This window comes from Aliidiomarina quisquiliarum, assembly GCF_023922585.1.
Taxonomy (GTDB): Bacteria; Pseudomonadota; Gammaproteobacteria; order Enterobacterales; family Alteromonadaceae; genus Aliidiomarina; species Aliidiomarina quisquiliarum.
Genome location: NZ_JAMFTN010000010.1, coordinates 58,287 through 78,054, shown reverse-complemented (window position 1 = coordinate 78,054; position 19,768 = coordinate 58,287). Strand labels below are relative to the sequence as shown.

Genomic DNA, 19,768 nt, shown 5'->3' with positions numbered 1-19,768 from the left:
TATTACCCCCCTTGAGTAATATTCACGTGCAAGGTTAGTTTCTGACCTGGCTGTAAGTAACGTTCGCGGCTTATTTGATTCCATCGTTCAATATCCGTAATGCTAACCTGAAAACGGCTGGCAATACGAGCAAGAGAGTCGCCCGAGCGCACTTGGTACTGTACCGTACGCGTAACGCTAGAGGTTCGCTGCGGTGTGCTGTTGGTGTTGGTTATCCAAATAGCTAGCTCTTGGCCAGGCCGCAGCATATCGCCAGGGGCCATATTATTCCAACGCGCAATGCTATTTACGCCAACGTTATACTTGCGACCTAAGTCCCACAAGGTGTCGCCATTCACTACTTTATGCTGAATACGGCGACCTTCATTGGTTTTACTTTGAATGCTGGCAAGCCGTTGCTCGGCCGACAAAGAGTACTCACTTAGCTCTTGGCTGGCCACCGGAATAAGTAAAAATTCACCGCTACGAATAAGGCTGCCAGAAATATTATTCGCTTGCTGTAAGGCCCTAGGGGTGGTGTTATATTTGCGTGCAATTGTAATTAAGCTTTCACCGGAGCGAACTTGGTGGCGCTCCCAGCTTACCCAAGTAGAAGGTTCGCTATTGGCCATTTCCACCTTAAAGGTTTCTGCCGCATGGCGTGGTAAGAGTAAATGAAACGGGCCGTCGGGGGTTGTCGCCCAGCGATTATAACCCGCATTATAACGGTGTAACTCGTCGAGTTGAATGCCGGCCATATTAGCTGCCAAAGCGAGGTCCATTTGTTGGCCTACATCGATGACCTCAAGTACCGGTTGGTTTGGCACATAGCGCCAAGTAAGTGAACTGGCATGGCGCTCTGCTAACAAACTACTTAAGGCGAGAATTTTGGGGACATAATTACGGGTTTCACGGGGTAATTGCAGCGACCAGAAGTCGGTGGGTTTACCTTGGGCTTTGTTTTTACGCACTGCGGCAGCCACACGGCCTTGGCCACCGTTATAAGCGGCTATAGCTAATAGCCAGTCGCCGTCGAAGGTAGCATGTAAACGGTCAAAATAGTCGAGTGCTGTGTGCGTGGCGGCTACAATGTCGCGGCGCCCGTCGTACCACCAATTGATGTCTAAACCATAATGCAATGCAGTGCTAGGAATAAACTGCCAAATACCACTGGCGCGGCCATGAGAATAAGCAAAAGTGTCGTAGGCACTTTCAACAATAGGCACCATAACCAGCTCAAGGGGTAAACCACGTTTTTCTATTTCTTCAACAATAAAATACAACAGTGGCCCAGCCCGTTGGGTTACTCGCTCGATATAATTGGGGTTTCGCAAATACCAGTCGCGGTGAGCATCGATAAGAGCATGCTCTGGCATGTCTATTGCCAGCTGTAAGCGTACCCGATCCCATAGGTCGGCTTGTTGTAGCGGCGACAAGTCGTCGCGTTTAATTACCGCTGGCTGGTGAGTAGGTAAACTCATTGAATAGCGTTCAATACCCACTTCACGGGGCAATTGCTCGGCTACAATAGGAGTGGTCGTTTCGTCGTGAAAAAAGCTGGTAAGTTGACAGCCACTAAGTACTAGGCTGAGCCCAAATAGGGCGCCTAACTTTATTACCGGTTGCGTCATGCGACCTTGTCTCCCTTTATTCAACCCAGTGTTGGGGTCGAATATTTTTGCGTGAACATTAATTGCTCACATTGTATGGAATCAGAAGTTGTCTTTCCACTCTCGAATGACAGCAAACACATCTTCCTTACGTGTTATTTTCGAACCAGACCGTTTTTGTGCTGCTTGGCGTACGTCGAAGGTGTCGGTACGTAAAAACGGGTTGGTTTTATGCTCGCTGCTTAACAGCGTTGGCACCGTGGCAATACCTTTAGCGCGCATGGCGGCGACCTGCTGAATGCGTTCTTGAATATGTGGGTTGTTGGGCTCTACCGCTGCCGCGAACTGTAAGTTTGCCGCCGTATACTCGTGGGCACAATATACCTGGGTGTCGCTAGGCAGCCGACTTAAGGTTTCCAAAGACTGCACAAATTGGGCCGGGGTACCTTCAAACATACGGCCACAGCCACTGGCAAACAAGGTGTCGCCACTAAATAGCCACGGTTGGGCATAAAAAGCCACATGGCCGAGCGTATGACCAGGACAGCCAATAACATGGAAGCTTGGAAAGTCGGGAGCTGGAATAATAATGTCGCCGGGCTCTACGGGGTTGTTATTGCAAGGAATAACTTCAGCGGCAGGGCCAAAAACGTTGCACTGGGTAGCGGCCACAAGAGCTTCAATACCATCGGTATGATCGTAATGGTAATGGGTAACTAAGATAGCTTCAAGGGTGCAGTTGTTGGCCTGTAGCCATTGCAATACGGGCTCTGATGCCCCAGGGCAAACCACCACACAGCGGTTATCGCTACTTTGAATAACCCAAATGTAGTTGTCGTTAAAAGCTTTTATATGCGAAACGCGCAGATTGTTTTTTAAGGTGCTGGTTTTTAAGCTAGTGGTTGTCAAGGTGTTGTCCTTCAATATAGGGTTATTGCAAATGAATAACCTACAAGTTAAGTGCTACAAGCTGCTATGCTTTCTAGCAGTATACGAGGGTTTAGCATGTTTTTAAAATCGGCACGGCAAGCAGACACACCTAATAAACTATTACCACCGCCACAAAGCTGGCAAGAATTGGAGCAGGGCCTGTGGTGGCACCAAGCGTTGCGTGAGTGGTTGCAACAGGAAGATCCTATTGTGTTTGGTGAATACTTATTTACTTACAGTGGTTTAGAGGTGCCATGGGTAGATAGTCGGGTTAAAGCAAAATATAAAATATACTTAGGCCCCCAGGCAGATGTGCAAGCCGAATTAACCGCTTTGCCTATTTTGAAAGAGTCGGCCGATTGGGCTGCCTTACCTTTTGTTTTAGAATATAGCGCTGACCCGCACCAAGTGTTACGGGAAGTTGATCGTACGCTACGTACCGACGGTTGCATGCTAATTGCTATGAGTAATCCTTATGGTTTGCATTCCTTGGCCCGCTTGTGGCCGGCCTGGCGAAATAAAAAGCCTTGGCAAAGTCGCTTGTTTACCCCAGCTCGGGTATTAGACTGGCTTTCACTGTTAAATTACCAAGTGATTCATAAGGGGTATTTTGGTTTTGCTGTACCTTGGCCATCGCGAACGGGCAAAGCTCCGGCTCAATCGGTATTTATACGGCGCTTTCCGTTTCTTGCGGCAGGCTACGTAATGATTGTGCGCAAACGGGAGTGGCCCTTAACCTTGGTGCGGCAACCCCAGCAAAGCTCTCGGCGGGTTGCAGAAAAAGGCGTAGTACCAGCTGGGCGAATTCCGTTGTAAATGATTTGCTAACACCGGGGTAGGCAAGTGCAAAGCATATAAGCTAAACTATAACCCTAAAGGCTAATGATTATTATTACATTAAGGGTATAGGTAGCTTATGAAAACAAGTCAGCAGTTAGTTGCAGAAGCAAAAGAATATATAAACGAATTAAGTATTGACGACTTAGACATTATAATGGCGAAAGAAAAAGAGGCCGCAGTGCTTATAGATGTACGCGAACCAGCTGAGTATCAGGCTGTGCGTGCGCCTTTTGCGATAAACTTGCCACGGGGAGTCTTAGAGTTTCAACTTTCGTCATTACCCCATGTGGCTAGTGCCAGTTGTGCGCCTGAAGTGGCGCTAGAACAATTGCGTGACAAGCCGATTTATTTAATTTGTCGTTCAGGTGGGCGTAGTGCCTTGGCCGCGCTGTCGTTACAAAACATGGGGTTCTCGCAGGTGTACTCTATTGCCGGCGGAATGAACGCTTGGACAGAAGCAAAAAAGGCCGTTATTACTGTTTAGTTGCTGTAGTTCTTGACGTTAATATTATAAAGATCTAATATTCAAGTATGAAAATGAACACGATGACAATTAGCCAAATGCAAAATAATGTGTTGGCAGCTGAAGAACTCTTGAAGTCGTTGGCTAATAACCATCGGCTGATGGTGTTGTGCCATTTAGTGAATGGCGAAATGTCAGTCGGCGACTTAGAGAAAGAACTAGAGGTGTCGCAATCTTCTTTATCGCAACACTTGGCGCGTTTACGTAGTCAGGGCATTGTTGAATTTAGAAAAGAAGGCACTACGGTTCTTTATCGGGTGGCCGATGAAAAAGCGTTGCGGATCTTAGAGACACTGTACCGGTTGTATTGCAGCTAACCTAAGGAAGCGTATTTTTTTGCTTATATATATTAGGGTTTTCTAATGTATGGCAGCTGGAGGTTTATATGAATATTGATCGTATGGTAATGGCATTTGCAGGCACTATGGTATTGGTGTCGGCTTTGCTAGCATGGCAAGTAAGTGAAATGTGGCTGTTATTAACGGCTTTTGTTGGTTTAAACGTTTTCCAAAGCGCATTTACAGGCTTTTGCCCACTGGCAAAAATTTTGAAAAAGCTAGGTGTACAACCTGGAAATGCGTTTAAGTAAGTGAAACCAAATGTTCGTCAAGGATTAGGAGTGCCCATGCAGGAGTCAGCTAAACGAGGAATTATTGGTCGGGTATTGTCGAGTACTTTCCCGGCCATATTTATTGTGTTGACGTTGTTAACCGGTATTGCGGCACTTCTTTTGACGCCCCGCGAAGAAGACCCACAAATTGTGGTGCCAATGGCCGACGTAGTGGTGTCGGCACCTGGGTTGTCAGCTCGCCAAGTGGCGACTCAAGTAACCGAGCCGCTGGAACGGTTGTTGTCACAAATAGACGGTGTTGAATATGTTTATTCACAATCAAATCGTGACCAAGCCTTGGTTACGGTTCGGTTTTACGTGGGCGAACCACGGGCTGAGTCGTTAGTTAAGTTATATAACAAACTGTATTCAAACCAAGATGAAATTCCTGCGGCGGTGCAGCACTGGCTAATTAAGCCGGTGGAAATTGATGACGTGCCCATGGTCGTGGCGGCGCTATATAGTACCGACGCCACTGCCATTGATAGTTTTAAGCTGCGCCGTTTGGCCGAACAGGCCACCCAAAAATTAAAAGCCATTGATAACACCAACCAAGTAAATGTAATTGGTGGCCAAGCCCGCCGTATACATATTGAACTTGATAGTGTTGCATTGGCGGCCCACAGCACCACCATTAATGATATTGCCCGAGCGGTACAGGTAAGTAACAGTCAGCATACAGGTGGTGCAGTGCATCAAAATGGCAACCGCATAGTAGTAGAAAGCGGTGAGTTTTTTCGTTCTGCCAATGAGCTTGCCAGTAGTGTGGTGAACGTTATTAATGGTAACCCAGTGTACTTGCGCGATGTTGCTAATGTTACTGACGGTGCCGAGCAGGCAGAAAATTACACTTTCTTTTACCCAGGTATTGCTTCGGGTGTGGCAGGCTATCAGCATGAGCAATACCCAGCGGTATTCCTGTCGGTGGCTAAGCAGCGTGGCGCTAATGCTGTTTGGGTAGCCGACGATGTACTAAACGCCTTTGCAGAGCTAGAAGCCGATTGGTTACCACCAGGCGTGGCAATTGAAGTTATTCGTAACTATGGTGCAACTGCCGACGATAAAGTAATTGAGCTGGTGTCTAGCTTGGCTGTGGCTATTTTAGTTGTGGTGGTGTTTGTTGGCTTGTTTTTAAACTGGCGCGCTGCTGCTGTGGTAGCTATTGCCATTCCTATTAGTTATGGCGCTACCCTAGGTATGGATTTAGCCTTTGGGTACACCATTAACCGCGTAACGATGTTTGCCCTTATTTTGGCGCTGGGCCTAATTGTAGACGACCCCATTGCGGCAATTGACAATATTGAACGCCACATGGCCGCGGAAGGAAAGAAAACCAAACGCGCTATTGTTGCTGGCATGGTGGAAATTCGCAGTGCGTTATTAATGTCGACACTGGCAATTATTATTGTATTTTTACCGATGTTTTTTATTACCGGCATGATGGGTCCGTATATGGGGCCAATGGCATTTAACGTGCCCATTGCGGTTATATTTTCAACTGTTACGGCCTTTTTTGTAACCCCTTGGTTAGCTTGGAAGCTAATGAAAGTTGCCGAGCACAATGGTGACTATAATCCGCAAGCCACTATTTTGTATCGGGGTTACCGTGCGCTACTGAAGCCGTTAATTTCCTCGCCTTCGCGCAGCAAAGCCTTTCTTTGGTTGGTGGCGGGGCTTTTTGTGGTGGCAGCAGTTTTACCGGCCTTACGCTTAGTACCATTAAAGTTACTTCCTCACGACAACAAGGCTGAATTCCAACTGGTGGTTGATATGCCCGTTGGCAGCTCGTTAGAGCACACGGCCTTAGTTATGAGTCGTTTTGCCGAGTTTTTGCAGCGGGTGCCGGAAGTGAAAACCGTGTCGACTTTTACCGGTGTTGCTTCGCCCATGGACTTTAACGGTATGGTGCGGCATTACTTCCGCCGAGGTTTGGCTCACCATGGGGAAGCCCGAGTGGTGTTAGTTGACAAAGACGCCCGTGCCATGCAGTCAAATGAAGTGGTAAGCCGTTTGCGCGACGACATTCAAGCCCTAGCCGATGAACTAGGGGTGCGCCACTTAGAGATTGTTCAAATGCCGCCGGGGCCACCGGTTATGGCTACTTTAATTGGTGAAGTGTACGGTGGCGACCGCACTAGCTATGCAGAGCTTGAGTCAGCTGCAGCAACTGTTGCGGCACGCTTGGCGAGAGAAGACTTTGTTAGCCAAGTAACAACGTCGGTACCGAATGAAAGCACGGTAGTACGCTTTGTGGTAGATCGGGAAAAAGCAGCTTTGTCGGGCATTGCAGCGGCAGATATTCATCAAACTATTGTGGCAGCAACCCAAGGCTGGGCGATAGACCACTTGCAAGAGCCAACGGAAATAAACCCCTTGCCGATAGAAATACGCTTACCCAAAGGTGGCCGCGATAATTTGCATGCCTTGTTGTCGCTGTATGTACGTGGTCAGCAGGGAATTGCGCGAGTTGACGCTGGCGCCGGTGTGAATGCTGCACCAGCTCCTTTAGTGCCGTTAGCAGAGTTAGGTGAATTTGTTGAGCTAAGTGCTGAACGGCCCATTTACCATAAAAACCTTCGCCCTATTGTGTATGTGTATGGCGAAGTAACGGGGCGTGTTCCGGCCGACGTGGTGGTGGACATGATGGCCGACCAAGACAGTAACGCCGACAGTTACCGCCCCCTTTGGCAGCGCACCTACTTTACCAATGGGTCTGGCTTTGGCTGGTCGGTACCTGCCGATATTGACGTGGTGTGGAGTGGCGAAGGGGAGTGGAAAATAACCCTCGACGTGTTCCGCGACCTAGGCATTGCTTATGTGGTGGCATTACTTGGGGTTTATATTGTAATGGTGCTGCAAACCGGCTTAAAAGCGGTGTCGGGCATTATGATGTTGTCGATACCCTTAACCGTGATTGGCATTATGCCGGGCTTCTGGTTTTTAAATATGTTTGCCGCCGATATTGGGCGCTATCCAAACCCGTCGTTATTCACTGCTACCGCTATGATAGGAATGATAGCCCTAGCCGGAATTGTGGTTCGTAATGCGCTAATACTTATCGAGTTTATTCAACAGCGTTTACGAGCAGGTGGCAGTTTGGAAAACGCTTTGTTTGAAGCAGGTGCAGCGCGAACCCGGCCGATATTACTTACCGCTGGTACCACTATGTTAGCAAACACAGTAATTACCCTAGACCCTATTTTTAGTGGGCTAGCTTGGTCGATTATTTTTGGTATTACAGCCTCTACGCTGTTTACCTTAATCGTTATCCCGGTGGTTTATTACTTAATTTATAAAGATGCGGTAGGCCACGGTTTGCCGCAACTTGAAACGGACGACGAAGCGCAAAGCGAAGCTCTAGCAACGCAACAAGCTAAGTAAAGGAGAAAATATAATGCCGAAGCAACGTATAATTTTATTTGCGCTAGCGCTGGTAGGGCTTATTTTAGTGTTTACTTTTTTGGCTGGTAGCTGGAGTAGCAAGGTTGGCGAGGCTATTGCTCCAAGTGAACAACAGCAACCCGCTGCAGTGGCTACCGCCATGATGTTAACCACCGCCGACACACGGCGCTTTAGTGGGCAAATACAGCCGCGGCGACAGTCGTCGGTGTCGGCACGAATTACCGCCCGAGTGGCCGACGTGTTGGTTGAGTCGGGCGATCAAGTACAAGAAGGCGATGTATTGCTACGCCTTGATAACGACGATTTAAGCGCCCGTGTGCGGCAACAACAGCAAAGCTTGGCTGCCGCACAAGCCCGTGCCAACGAAGCCCGCAGCAGCTTCCAGCGGGTGTCGGCGTTGGTGGAGCAGGGCTTATTACCAAGTGCTTCGCTAGACGAAGCAACAGCGCAACGCGACACGGCAGAAGCCCAGCTGATAGGTGCCCGCGAAGCTTTGTCTGAAGCTAAAACCAGCGAAAGCTATAGTGTTATTGTGGCGCCATTTAGTGGTGTAGTGAGCGATAGAACGGTATTTACCGGTGACATTGCTACCCCAGGCATGCCGTTAGTTAGTTTGTATCAACCAGAAAGTTTGCGATTTGAAGCAGCGGTAAGTGAGTCGGTGTTACGTTTCGTAGAGCCAAATAAAGCCTTTATGGTTGAAATAGATGCTCAGGATAAAACTTACCCAGCAGTGGTGACTGAAATTGTACCTACGGCCGACGCTGCTTCACGGAGCTTTAAGGTGCGTTTGGCGCTGGAAACTACCACCCCATTAAACCCGGGCATGTATGGTCGTTTAACCGTGCCTACCGGCGAGCGCGACATGGTAGTTGTACCCGTACAAAGCATCGAGTCGCTAGGTCAACTGGATTATGTATTTGTGGCCGTAGACCAGCGCATTGAGCGCCGCTTAGTTCGCTTAGGCGACACTAAAGTAGTTAACGGTGGCTATGAATGGATAGAAGTGCACTCTGGTATTAGTGCAGGTGAAGTGGTGGTTATGCAGGGCGAGCAGTAAGCCCTGCAGTATTCAGTGTGGTAAAGCAGCTTTAAGCGTCGGGACTATAGCCGGTGTCTTCATGCTTAGGGTTATGCGTAGCCACCGTGCGCGCTAGCTCGTCACAGCGCTCGTTTTCTGGGTGCCCGGAGTGACCCTTCACCCAGTGCCACCTAACCTTGTGGCGGGCTTGTGCGACGTCTAAACGCTGCCATAAGTCGACATTCTTCACTGGCTTGTTAGCTGCAGTACGCCAATTGTTTTTTTTCCAACCTGCTAACCACTGCATAATGCCTTGGCGTACATATTGGCTGTCGGTCCACAGATCGACAATGCAGGGCTGCTTAAGGGTTTCTAAGGCCACCGCTGCCGCTAACAGTTCCATTCTATTATTGGTGGTTAACTTATATCCTTGAGCTAATTCCTTACGGTGTTTACCATACAACATAACAATGCCGTAACCACCCGGTCCGGGATTTCCCAAACACGAACCATCGGTATAAATAACAACTTCTTTTTTCCCGGCCATGGATACTGGTACCATACAAATATAATTGACTCGCGAGTATACGTGGCAGGACCAAATGACACAAACACAGGCACTAGAAACAACGTTAGCAGCAACACGACAAATTATTCTTGATACGGAAACTACTGGTATAAGCATTGCCGAAGGCCACCGTATTATTGAAATTGGTTGTGTGGAAATGATTGATCGTAAATTAACCGGTAACCACTTTCATGTTTATTTGAACCCGGGCCGCTTGGTGGAACAAGGCGCCATGGAAGTGCATGGCATATCGAATGAGTTTTTAGAAGACAAACCGGTGTTTGCCCAAGTAGCCGATGACTTTATTAACTTTATTCGTGGGGCCGAATTGGTTATTCATAATGCTCCCTTTGACGTGGGCTTTCTTAATATGGAATTGGGCTTATTAAGCCCAACACTAGGCGTGCTAGAAGACTTTGCCAGTGTGTTTGACACCTTAGCCTTTGCGCGTAAAAAATACCCAGGGCAACGGAACAGTCTCGATGCTTTGTGTCGCCGTTACGACATTGACAATGCTCACCGAGTGTTACACGGCGCTCTATTAGACGCGGAAATACTTGCTGATGTGTATCTGTTTTTAACCGGTGGCCAACGCAAGTTAGGCTTTCAAGGTTTAAACGAAAGCGGTGCGGGCGCAATGGCATCGGGCGTACAATGGCTTGCTCAAGATCGGCCAGCGCTAAAGGTTTTGCCTGCTAGTGCCGAAGAAGAAGCTGCGCATAATGCGTATTTAGACAACCTAGCCAAGCATGGAGAAGCCATTTGGTCGCAAAGAACATTGCAAGGCAGTTAGTTATTCCGCTGGCTGCCATTGGTATTGTGTATAGCTTGCTGTTGCAAGCCAGTTTAAGCTGGGCGCTACCGCTGCAAACCAACAACAATAAATCGGCCATAGAATTGATTGATTCAGCCATAGGCCAGCAAATACCCATGGCCGATGATCGCTTTCGGATTGATTATGCGGTTGATGAAGTAACGTTTATTTTCTTTCGTATGCCCGATAGTGCACCCGTGGTGGTGATACTGCCTGATGGTACTAAGTGGTATGCCAGCCGCCATCCGAGCGATAAAGTGAGTTGGCATAGCGGGAATGACTACGACTTGATAAAGGTGAGGGAGCCGGTACCTGGGCCTTGGCAAGTGTCGGGCCGCATTCGCCCTGAAAGCCGTGTAATGGTGGTGTCGAACATTGAATTTCACCCAGAAAGCTTACCGCCTCTAGTGTTTGTAGGTGAACGGTTAAAGTTAGCAGGAAAGCTAACCCAAGATAGCGAAATAATTGAGCAGCGGGATTTTCGCAACGTATTTAGCTTGCAGCTGTTTTTTCAAAGTACCAACAATCCACAGTACGACAACTTTGGTCAGCCACCAATGCTAGTAGGTGAGTTTTTTGACGATGGTAGACTGATGGATGAAGTGCCACGCGACGGAATATTTACCGGCCAGTTTAAGCTAGACATGACCGCTGGTGAATATGTGCCTCGCTACCATGTTAAAACTCCTATTCACGAGCGGGTATTTGAAGCAGAACCCATATTAGTACGCCGTGCACCAGTGCAGCTACAGGTTACTTTAGCAACTGCAGAGAGCGAACCCCATGCGCTTGTGTTTAACGTTGACGATGAGTTTATTCATGCCGACGATATTGTTATTAGCGGTCGGATAGATTACCCAAACGGTGAACACCAAATTATTGCTATAAGCACCGCGCAAGGCGATAGCTTACACCTGCCTATTCCAAACTATACTTTTGGTGTGTTTGAAATAAATAGTTCCTTAAGTACCACCGACATAAATGGCCGCGAGTTTCTTGCCGACATAGCCAAATATGAATTTCGTGCTCAGCGATTACATACACCTGAACCTAGCCAAGTTGAAACAGCGGTACTGGCTGCGCAGGAACAAGAGCAACAGCATACTAACGAGTTAGCGGCAGTGCTAGAAGAGCGACAGCAAACGCAGCATCGCATTGTTTGGGTGGTGGTGGCAAACCTAGCTATTGTTGGGTTGTGGGGGTTATTTATGCTGTTGCGCAGCAACCAAACAAGTAAACCAAAGCGCCCGAAACAGAAAAAGAAAACTGAGCAAGCATAAAGTTAAAGCACAGAAAATGAAGTTAAAACCCCTCGAAATGACAGGAATTGCTTGAAAGTTGAACAAACGAACCAAGGTTCATTAAAAAGGGGTTGACTCGCTTTGCTGCTACTCGTATTATCCACGCCGCATTGAGAGACACTTTCAGCGCACAATAAATTAACTGGAGCGGTAGTTCAGTTGGTTAGAATGCCGGCCTGTCACGCCGGAGGTCGCGGGTTCGAGTCCCGTCCGTTCCGCCAGTTAATTTGTGTAGTCTTTGTTAATGTGAATAATTCCGCAGTGGAGCGGTAGTTCAGTTGGTTAGAATGCCGGCCTGTCACGCCGGAGGTCGCGGGTTCGAGTCCCGTCCGTTCCGCCACTGCAGGAATTATGAATTAAATACCGTTGGAGCGGTAGTTCAGTTGGTTAGAATGCCGGCCTGTCACGCCGGAGGTCGCGGGTTCGAGTCCCGTCCGTTCCGCCAGTATTTACCAGTCTTATTGCCATCCGGCAGCTTTAGCTTTCCCATATTCTATAATTTGATTCTTACCTTTGCGTTTTGCTTCGTACATGGCTTTATCGGCTAGTTGAAGTAGTGCCTCGGGGCTGCTGGCGTCGTCGGGGAAATGAGCCACGCCAAAACTGGCAGAAAGAACAACTTCACTGTCGGCTAACGCAATAGGTTGGGTAATTTCATTTAGCAACCGCTTTAAAAGCGTTTGATAACCCGAAACAGACTTGTTGTGCAGTAAAATAATAAACTCGTCGCCGCCAATTCGGGCAACGGTGTCGGTTGCCCTTACTCTGGCTTGCAGCCTGCTACCAATTACTTTTAGCACTTTGTCGCCGGCACTATGGCCGTACTGGTCGTTAATGGGTTTAAAGTCGTCTAAGTCAAGATAGGCAAGGATTAACTTTTCTTCGTTACGAAGCGCTGCTGCACTGGCCATGCTTAAGCGGTCATTCAGTAGCGAACGATTAGGCAATTTAGTTAAGTGGTCGTAATGGGCCATTCGTTCTAGCTCTTGTTGCTGCTTCTTGAGTAACGTGATGTCGCTAAACAGCCCTACATATTGAAATATATTGCCGTTGTCGTCATAAATAGCGGAAATGCATTTCCGTTCACAGTAAATGTCGCCATTTTTGTTTTTGTTCCACACTTCGCCTTGCCAAAAGCCGTCTTTGGCTATGTGTTGGTCCATGTTTTCGTAAAAAGCCTGGGTATGTTGTCCCGAAGCTAAAAAAGAAGCGTGCTGGCCAATGGCCTCGCTACGCTGATAGCCCGTTATCGAAGTGAACATAGGGTTTACTTCGATTATGGTTTTGTTTGCGTCGGTTACCATAATGCCTTCGTGGGTGTGTATAAATACGTTTGCGGCTAGTTTTTGTTGCTGTTCGATTACTCTCTCGGCAGTTATGTCCATTTTATAACCACACCAAACCACCGAGCCGTCGTTTAGCCGTTCTGGGCTTGCTTCGCCTTTTATCCAGCTGGCTACGCCATTATTATCAACGGTGCGGTACATGTGCCGCCATACGGCCAAAGTACGCGCAGACTCAAGAATAGACTGGCGTAATTCAACTAAATCGTCTGGGTGTATATGCTTTGCGAGAACTGTTGCGTCTTCTTTTACTTGGTCGGCAGTAACGTGATACAGCTGTTCAATTTTGTCTGAGGCATAGGGCATGCAAGGGGTGCCATCAGCGCGGTGAACGAATTGGTACAGCATGCCCGGTACTTGGTGGGCAAGTTGGTTGAGCATATGTTCACGAGTTAAGGCAGTTTGTTCATTTAGTTTGCGCTCCGTAATATCAGTAAGCAGGCCAATAGCTCGCACGGGTACCATGTTGCTGTCGTACTGTATAACTTGGCCCCGAGCGAGAATCCAAACCCACGAGCCATTTTTATGGCGCATACGGTATTCTACGTTGTAGCGATCAGACTCATTGTTGAAAATACGGTTGGCCGCTTCTTGAACGTGGGCACTGTCGTCGGGGTGCACTAACTGGTGCCAAAGCTCGAAAGGGAAAAGGCCGTCGGCGGTTGGCTTTAAACCAAGTAAGTGCCAACAGTTATCTGAAAAAAGCACAATGTGGTCGTTAATGTTCCAATCCCAAAAGCCATCGCCGGTGGCTTCAAAAACAAAACGCAAGCGCTCTTCGTGGGCAAGTAGTTTGGCTTTACTATTCCGCTCTTCGGTAATGTCACGCCAAACGCCTAAAATTTCTATGTGGTCCTGTTCATCATTATGAATAACGCGCATTTCATCACGCAACCAATGGTATTTACCATTAGCAAACATAAAGCGATATTCGTAAGTAATGTAGCCTTCGCTAATAAGCTTTTCATTAACGTCGACTTCAATTTGTTGATCATCGGGGTGGATACATTTATTCCACCAGGCGGGTTGAATAACTTGGGCGGGGCTATAGCCGGTGACTTTTTCAACGTTTTCACTAACCCACTCGGGAATAGCAACATTGTTTTTTATTTTCATGCTGTAAAGAACAGCAGAGCTTTCGTCGACGTTTAATGACTTCATAAATTTACTGCTTCCTTGCTGGTCATACTGCTTTAGCTGGTATTGTTCAGCCTATAATAAAGGTCATAGATTGACCAATACTACCAAAGAGTTAGTTTGGCTGTTAGCGTTTAAAGCCTTTTTGAGTGAATAAATGTAAGCAAACATTCGGCCTAAGTAGGTGGGCAAGCCTTTTCCCTACCCGTGGTTTAAGGCACAATAGAGCAAACCTGCATAATAAAGATGAGTTAATGAGCCAGACCACTTTTATTCATTTACGTATTCACAGCGACTTTTCTATCGTAGACGGCCTACAGAAAATAAAGCCGCTGTGTCAGAGTGTTGCCGATTTAAATATGCCAGCCATGGCATTAACCGATGAAATGAATATGTTTGGCTTAGTGCGCTATTACCAGCACGCGCGTAAGTTGGGTATTAAACCTATTGTTGGCGTTGATTTACGTGTTCTTAGCGAGCATTTTCCTGAAACCCCGCTGCGCCTTACGGCATTAGTAATGAATATGCAGGGGTATAAAAACCTTACCGAACTTATTTCCAATGCCTATTTACGTGGGCATAAATTTGATACGCCTTGCATTGAACAAGACTGGCTAGCCACTTACGGTGAAGGCTTGATTTTACTTTCTGGTGGTATGCAGGGCGATATTGGTGAAGCTTTATTAAAAGCGAATAATACTGCGCTTGAACAATTGCTGGCATTTTATCAGCAACATTTTCCAGAGCGCTTTTATCTTGAATTAACCCGCACCGGTCGTGCCCGTGAAGAAGAGTATTTACATGCGGCGGTGGCTTTTGCACAGCAGAACAATTTGCCTGTTGTTGCCACCAACGACGTGGTTTTTCTTCATGCTGACGATTTTGAAGCACATGAAATTCGAGTGGCAATTCACGACAGCTATACCTTGGCAGACCCGCGCCGACCACAAAAGTATAGCCCGCAACAGTACCTACGCAGTGAACAAGAAATGCAGGAGTTGTTTGCAGATATACCGGAAGCTCTGGAAAATACGGTTGAAATAGCTAAACGCTGCAATTTGGAATTAGAACTGGGCAAGTATTATTTACCGAACTTCCCGACCGGCGATATGTCCACGGAAGACTTCTTGGTGATGAAGTCGGAAGAGGGACTCGAAGAACGGCTGCAGCTGTTATTTCCTGACCCTGAAGTAAGAGCAGGTAAGCGTGCCGAGTATGAAGAGCGTTTGGCTATTGAACTCCGCGTGATCAATGAAATGGGCTTTCCTGGCTACTTTTTGGTGGTTATGGAGTTTATTCAGTGGAGTAAAGACAACGGCATTCCTGTGGGCCCAGGGCGAGGCTCGGGCGCAGGTTCATTAGTGGCTTATGCGTTAAAAATAACTGACCTCGACCCACTTGAATTTGACTTGCTATTTGAGCGCTTTCTAAACCCTGAGCGGGTTTCCATGCCCGACTTCGACGTGGACTTTTGTATGGACCGCCGCGACGAAGTGATTGAGCACGTAGCTGAACTATATGGCCGTGAAGCCGTATCGCAAATTATAACCTTTGGTACTATGGCCGCGAAAGCCGTAGTGCGCGACGTAGGCCGTGTTTTAAGCCACCCCTATGGCTTTGTTGATCGTATTTCAAAGCTAATCCCGAGTACACCAGGTATGACCTTAGCGGCTGCATTTAAAGAAGAGCCGCGCCTACCGCAGTTATACGAGGAAGACAACGAAGTACGTGAGCTTATTGACATGGCCCGGCGCTTAGAAGGGGTAAACCGTAACGCGGGTAAGCACGCCGGTGGAGTGGTTATTGCTCCGACGAAAATTATTGACTTTGCACCGCTCTATTGTGACGAAGAAGGCAACCACCCAGTAACTCAGTTTGACAAAGACGATGTGGAAACGGCCGGCTTAGTAAAGTTCGACTTCCTCGGCTTAAGAACCCTCACTATTATTCAGTGGGCGGTAGATATGGCAAATGTAAGGTTGCAACAAAGTGGTGCTGAACTTCTTGATATTGCGAACATTCCTCTCGATGACAAAGCCTGTTATCGGTCGCTAAAAAAAGCCGAAACCACTGCAGTATTCCAGCTTGAATCGCGGGGTATGAAAGAACTGATTAAACGGCAGTTGCCCGACAACTTTGAAGATATTATTGCTTTAGTGGCCTTGTTTAGGCCTGGCCCGTTGCAATCGGGCATGGTGGACAACTTTATCGACCGAAAGCATGGCCGAGAAGTTTTGTCCTACCCAGACGCCACTTACCAACACGAGTGTTTAAAGCCCATTTTAGAGCCTACTTATGGGGTTATTTTGTATCAAGAGCAAGTGATGCAAATTGCTCAGGTAATGGCGGGTTATACCCTAGGGGGTGCCGACTTACTGCGGCGCGCTATGGGTAAAAAACAACCTGAGGAAATGGCTGCACAGCGAGACTTATTTGAAGCTGGCGCACGAGACAATGGTATCGACCCCGACTTGGCGGTAAAAATATTTGACTTAGTAGAAAAGTTTGCTGGCTATGGCTTTAACAAGTCTCACTCGGCAGCTTACGCGTTGGTGGCCTACCAAACCCTGTGGTTAAAGGTTCATTACCCAGCTGAGTACATGGCTGCAGTGATGTCGGCAGACATGGACAACACCGATAAAATTGTCACCCTAGTAGACGAATGCGACCGGATGGGAGTTAAAATACTGCCACCAGATGTGAACGTAGGGCAGCATAAATTTAGCGTCGATGAAAACTTACACATCGTGTATGGTATCGGAGCAATTAAAGGCGTAGGTGAAGGCCCTATTGAGTCGATAATAACGGCACGGCAAAATGGGCCTTTTAGCGACTTGTTTGATTTTTGTCGGCGGGTGGACTTAAAAAAGTTAAATCGCCGCGTGATGGAGCGATTAATTAAAGCTGGTGCACTCGATAACCTTGGGCCGCATCGAGCTGCCCTATTAGCAACCTTGGAAAAAGCCATGCGCCAAGCAGAGCAAGCGGCGCAAGCAGAAGCTGCAGGGCAAGCCGACTTGTTTGGCCTCATGGTGGAAGCACCAGAGCAAGTAGAAGAAGCCTTTGTTATGGTGCCCCATTGGCCCGAAGGTCAGTGGTTAGAAGGCGAGCGAGAAACATTAGGCTTATACTTAACCGGCCATCCGGTAAACCGTTATCGTGCAGAGCTTAAACATTATACTCATGGCCGCTTAAGCGACATTGATGCCACCGGCCGCGGTAATCAGGTTGCGGTGGCAGGTTTAATACTTGATGTGCGCGCTATGGTGAGCAAAAAAGGCCAACGCTGGGGTTTGGTCACCTTAGATGATAAGTCGGCGCGGCTAGACATACGTTTTTATTCCGACGTATTTGAACAGCATGAAGCACTACTAGCAAAAGACCAAGTAGTGTGGGTTAAAGGAGAGGTCGGCTTTGATCACTTCAATGGTGGGAATACAATGACAGCCAGTGAAATGATGACGTTGGAACAAGCACGCGCTCAGTTTGTCAAATCGATCAAGGTTTCGGTAAACTTGGAAGCCGAGCAAAACAACGATCAAAATCGGCTGAGTCGACGCCTAATAGAAACCCTACAGCAGGCGTCGCGTGGCACCTGTCCTGTACAGCTTGACTGCAAAATTGAGGGGGCCAGCGTAAGTTTATTAACGCCGGCTCAATGGTACGTCGAACCAACAGACGATCTGCTTTACCAACTTGAATTAGTGGTTGGTGAAGGTGATGTGCGTTTGAACTTTGAATCTTAATCGGACACGTACAAATGAAACAGAGTTTTTTAGAGTTTGAAAAGCCAATAGCTGAATTACAGGCACAAATCGATGAATTACAAGCGGTGGGTGCAAAAGGCGGATTGGACATTGATTTAGAAACGGAAGTGAAGCAGCTGCGTAAAAAGCGCACTGAACTCACTAAAAAAATATTTGCAAACTTAGGTGCATGGCAAGTGGCGCAGTTGGCTCGGCATCCACAGCGGCCATATACCTTAGACTATATTGAGTCTATTTTTACTGACTTCGACGAACTGGCTGGTGATCGAGCTTATGCCGACGATAAAGCTATTGTTGGTGGTATTGGCCGTTTAGACGGCAGCCCTGTAATGATTATTGGCCAACAAAAAGGTCGTGAAACCCGGGAAAAAGTGCGTCGAAACTTTGGCATGCCTAAACCTGAAGGTTATCGTAAAGCGCTGCGCCTGATGGAAATGGCCGAGCGTTTTAACATGCCTATTGTTACCTTTATCGACACCCCGGGTGCTTACCCTGGCGTGGGCGCTGAGGAGCGCGGACAAAGCGAAGCTATTGCCCGTAACCTGAAAGTTATGTCGCGTTTAACCGTGCCTACCGTGTGCACTGTTATTGGCGAAGGGGGCTCTGGTGGTGCCTTGGCTATTGGTGTGGGCGACCGCGTAAATATGCTGCAATACAGTACTTATTCGGTAATTTCACCTGAAGGTTGCGCATCTATTTTATGGAAAAGTGCAACCAAAGCCGACCTTGCTGCCGCAGCGATGGGGGTAACTGCCCAGCGTTCGCTAGAGCTTGGATTAATTGATGCCATTATTGAGGAGCCGTTAGGTGGTGCGCATCGTGACTTTGCTGCTGTTACTGCGAAGGTAAAAGAACGTATTACAGCTGACTTAGTGTCATTAAAAGGCTTTTCACAGGAAGAGCTACTAGAGCGCCGCTACCAAAAGCTAATGAACTTTGGTTACTGCTGATCTTTATCCTATTTTTGAACAAGGGCTGGCCCGGCTTGGTTTACAGGCGGGTCAGCAAATTGTAGTGGCTTTAGGTGGTGGGGTTGACTCACAAACCATCCTCGATTTAACCGATCGCTATCGCCGCAATTACCCACAATATCGCTATTTAGCTATTCATTTAGACCATTCATTTCACCCTAAGTCGGGTGCTTGGTCGGCATTTTTGCAGAATGACTGCGAGCGACGAAACTTTCCTTATTTAATCGAACCCTTGCATATTGTGCAGGGGCCGCGTGAAAGTAAAGAAGCCATTGGCCGTGATGCCCGTTATGCCGGCTTAGCAGAGCGAACGGAACACAACGCAGTTATTTTAATTGGCCAGCACCGTTCTGATCAAATTGAAACCTTCTTGCTGCAACTAAAGCGTGGAGCCGGGCCAAAAGGCCTTTCGGCCATGGCATTTGAAGCACCCTTTGTAGGCCAGCGCCGCTTGTGTCGGCCATTATTAAGTATTAGCAAGTCTGAACTGTACGCTTATGGTGAAGCCTTTAAGGTGCAATGGATTGAAGACGACACCAATTACGACACCCGCATTGAACGTAATTTTTTACGCCACGATATTATTCCACGGTTAAAAAGTCGTTGGCCCGCTATTGAGCATACTGTTTTACGTTCGGCTGAGCTTTGCGCTGAACACGAAGGCTTACTAAATGAGTTACTAAGTGGCTTGATGGAAACCATTAGCCAGGGCAATGTGCTTGCGCTTGAAGGCTGGCAACAGCGCTCGGTGGCCATGCAAAAAGCCATATTACGCCGTTGGTTGGAACAAAATGGCGCTAAAATGCCTAGTGCCGCAGTGCTAAGTGAGTTAATTCAACAGCTTAGCCGTTTACCGCAAGGAAAGGTTGGGGTGCGCTGGGGTACTTGGGCGGTTCAACGCAACAAACGCCAGCTTATACTGACGTTTGTTGATAAAGATTAAGCATAACGG

The 19,768-nt window shown here is 47.7% G+C and carries 15 protein-coding genes and 3 tRNA genes; 14 read left to right on the top strand and 4 right to left on the bottom strand.

Annotated features, from left to right (window positions below):
- Nucleotides 1-2 precede the first annotated feature (2 nt).
- Complete coding sequence (locus tag M1L23_RS01160; protein WP_252625165.1) at nt 3-1,610, bottom strand: LysM peptidoglycan-binding domain-containing protein; 1,608 nt, start codon at nt 1,608-1,610, stop codon at nt 3-5.
- Between the two features lie 81 nt (nt 1,611-1,691).
- Nucleotides 1,692-2,498, bottom strand: a complete 807-nt coding sequence (gene gloB / locus M1L23_RS01155; RefSeq protein WP_252625164.1) for a hydroxyacylglutathione hydrolase — start codon at nt 2,496-2,498, stop codon at nt 1,692-1,694.
- 96 nt (nt 2,499-2,594) lie between these two features.
- On the opposite strand from gloB, the gene M1L23_RS01150 reads away from it, so the two are divergent.
- The 6 genes from M1L23_RS01150 to M1L23_RS01125 all read left to right on the top strand — a co-directional run bounded on the left by M1L23_RS01150 (nt 2,595) and on the right by M1L23_RS01125 (nt 8,954).
- Nucleotides 2,595-3,335, top strand: a complete 741-nt coding sequence (locus M1L23_RS01150; RefSeq protein ID WP_252625163.1) for a class I SAM-dependent methyltransferase — start codon at nt 2,595-2,597, stop codon at nt 3,333-3,335.
- A 100-nt stretch (nt 3,336-3,435) separates the two neighbouring features.
- Nucleotides 3,436-3,843 carry a rhodanese-like domain-containing protein gene (locus M1L23_RS01145; RefSeq protein ID WP_252625161.1) on the top strand — a complete coding sequence of 136 codons (408 nt, stop codon included), beginning with the start codon at nt 3,436-3,438 and terminating at the stop codon, nt 3,841-3,843.
- Nucleotides 3,844-3,896: 53 nt separating this feature from the next.
- On the top strand, nt 3,897-4,199 hold the full coding sequence (locus tag M1L23_RS01140) for an ArsR/SmtB family transcription factor (RefSeq protein WP_252625157.1): 303 nt from the start codon (nt 3,897-3,899) through the stop codon (nt 4,197-4,199).
- A gap of 68 nt (nt 4,200-4,267) precedes the next feature.
- On the top strand, nt 4,268-4,471 hold the full coding sequence (locus M1L23_RS01135) for a YgaP family membrane protein (protein WP_252625156.1): 204 nt from the start codon (nt 4,268-4,270) through the stop codon (nt 4,469-4,471).
- A gap of 36 nt (nt 4,472-4,507) precedes the next feature.
- On the top strand, nt 4,508-7,873 hold the full coding sequence (locus M1L23_RS01130) for an efflux RND transporter permease subunit (protein ID WP_252625155.1): 3,366 nt from the start codon (nt 4,508-4,510) through the stop codon (nt 7,871-7,873).
- A gap of 13 nt (nt 7,874-7,886) precedes the next feature.
- Nucleotides 7,887-8,954, top strand: a complete 1,068-nt coding sequence (locus M1L23_RS01125; RefSeq protein WP_252625154.1) for an efflux RND transporter periplasmic adaptor subunit — start codon at nt 7,887-7,889, stop codon at nt 8,952-8,954.
- Nucleotides 8,955-8,985: 31 nt separating this feature from the next.
- Here M1L23_RS01125 and rnhA read toward each other — a convergent pair whose 3' ends face one another.
- Nucleotides 8,986-9,462, bottom strand: coding sequence for a ribonuclease HI (gene rnhA, locus M1L23_RS01120; protein ID WP_252625153.1), 477 nt, complete (start codon nt 9,460-9,462; stop codon nt 8,986-8,988).
- A gap of 55 nt (nt 9,463-9,517) precedes the next feature.
- On the opposite strand from rnhA, the gene dnaQ reads away from it, so the two are divergent.
- From dnaQ to M1L23_RS01095, 5 genes are all read left to right on the top strand, one after another.
- The gene (gene dnaQ, locus M1L23_RS01115; protein WP_252625152.1) at nt 9,518-10,276 is read left to right on the top strand and encodes a DNA polymerase III subunit epsilon; all 759 of its coding nucleotides are present in this window, start codon (nt 9,518-9,520) and stop codon (nt 10,274-10,276) included.
- The gene (locus tag M1L23_RS01110) at nt 10,246-11,577 is read left to right on the top strand and encodes a TIGR03503 family protein (RefSeq protein ID WP_252625150.1); all 1,332 of its coding nucleotides are present in this window, start codon (nt 10,246-10,248) and stop codon (nt 11,575-11,577) included. Before dnaQ ends, M1L23_RS01110 begins: the two co-directional genes overlap by 31 nt.
- A 165-nt stretch (nt 11,578-11,742) precedes the next feature.
- Nucleotides 11,743-11,819, top strand: a tRNA-Asp gene (locus tag M1L23_RS01105).
- 42 nt (nt 11,820-11,861) lie between these two features.
- Nucleotides 11,862-11,938: transfer RNA gene (locus tag M1L23_RS01100), tRNA-Asp, on the top strand.
- Nucleotides 11,939-11,966: 28 nt separating this feature from the next.
- Nucleotides 11,967-12,043, top strand: a tRNA-Asp gene (locus M1L23_RS01095).
- Between the two features lie 13 nt (nt 12,044-12,056).
- Here M1L23_RS01095 and M1L23_RS01090 read toward each other — a convergent pair.
- Entirely contained in the window at nt 12,057-14,102 is a 2,046-nt protein-coding gene (locus M1L23_RS01090) for a sensor domain-containing protein (protein WP_252625148.1), read from the bottom strand.
- A 230-nt stretch (nt 14,103-14,332) separates the two neighbouring features.
- Between M1L23_RS01090 and dnaE the strand changes: the two genes are divergently transcribed.
- Genes dnaE through tilS form a run of 3 tightly spaced genes read left to right on the top strand, consistent with a single transcriptional unit; the run spans nt 14,333 to nt 19,759 of the window.
- Nucleotides 14,333-17,824 carry a DNA polymerase III subunit alpha gene (dnaE, locus tag M1L23_RS01085; protein ID WP_252625146.1) on the top strand — a complete coding sequence of 1,164 codons (3,492 nt, stop codon included), beginning with the start codon at nt 14,333-14,335 and terminating at the stop codon, nt 17,822-17,824.
- A 14-nt stretch (nt 17,825-17,838) separates the two neighbouring features.
- Nucleotides 17,839-18,795: an acetyl-CoA carboxylase carboxyl transferase subunit alpha gene (gene accA / locus M1L23_RS01080; protein ID WP_252625144.1), complete on the top strand. Its 957-nt coding sequence runs from the start codon at nt 17,839-17,841 to the stop codon at nt 18,793-18,795.
- Nucleotides 18,782-19,759, top strand: coding sequence for a tRNA lysidine(34) synthetase TilS (gene tilS / locus M1L23_RS01075; RefSeq protein ID WP_252625142.1), 978 nt, complete (start codon nt 18,782-18,784; stop codon nt 19,757-19,759). The genes accA and tilS overlap by 14 nt, the downstream gene beginning before the upstream one ends.
- Nucleotides 19,760-19,768: the final 9 nt, after the last annotated feature.

Coding starts and splice junctions, on each gene's coding strand:
- M1L23_RS01125 (WP_252625154.1), top strand. CDS start 7,887: ATGCCGAAGCAACGTATAATTTTATTTGCGCTAGCGCTGGTAGGGCTT.
- dnaE (WP_252625146.1), top strand. CDS start 14,333: ATGAGCCAGACCACTTTTATTCATTTACGTATTCACAGCGACTTTTCT.
- accA (WP_252625144.1), top strand. CDS start 17,839: ATGAAACAGAGTTTTTTAGAGTTTGAAAAGCCAATAGCTGAATTACAG.
- dnaQ (WP_252625152.1), top strand. CDS start 9,518: ATGACACAAACACAGGCACTAGAAACAACGTTAGCAGCAACACGACAA.
- M1L23_RS01145 (WP_252625161.1), top strand. CDS start 3,436: ATGAAAACAAGTCAGCAGTTAGTTGCAGAAGCAAAAGAATATATAAAC.
- M1L23_RS01160 (WP_252625165.1), bottom strand. CDS start 1,610: ATGACGCAACCGGTAATAAAGTTAGGCGCCCTATTTGGGCTCAGCCTA.
- M1L23_RS01130 (WP_252625155.1), top strand. CDS start 4,508: ATGCAGGAGTCAGCTAAACGAGGAATTATTGGTCGGGTATTGTCGAGT.
- M1L23_RS01140 (WP_252625157.1), top strand. CDS start 3,897: ATGAACACGATGACAATTAGCCAAATGCAAAATAATGTGTTGGCAGCT.
- M1L23_RS01135 (WP_252625156.1), top strand. CDS start 4,268: ATGAATATTGATCGTATGGTAATGGCATTTGCAGGCACTATGGTATTG.
- M1L23_RS01090 (WP_252625148.1), bottom strand. CDS start 14,102: ATGAAGTCATTAAACGTCGACGAAAGCTCTGCTGTTCTTTACAGCATG.
- rnhA (WP_252625153.1), bottom strand. CDS start 9,462: ATGGCCGGGAAAAAAGAAGTTGTTATTTATACCGATGGTTCGTGTTTG.
- M1L23_RS01150 (WP_252625163.1), top strand. CDS start 2,595: ATGTTTTTAAAATCGGCACGGCAAGCAGACACACCTAATAAACTATTA.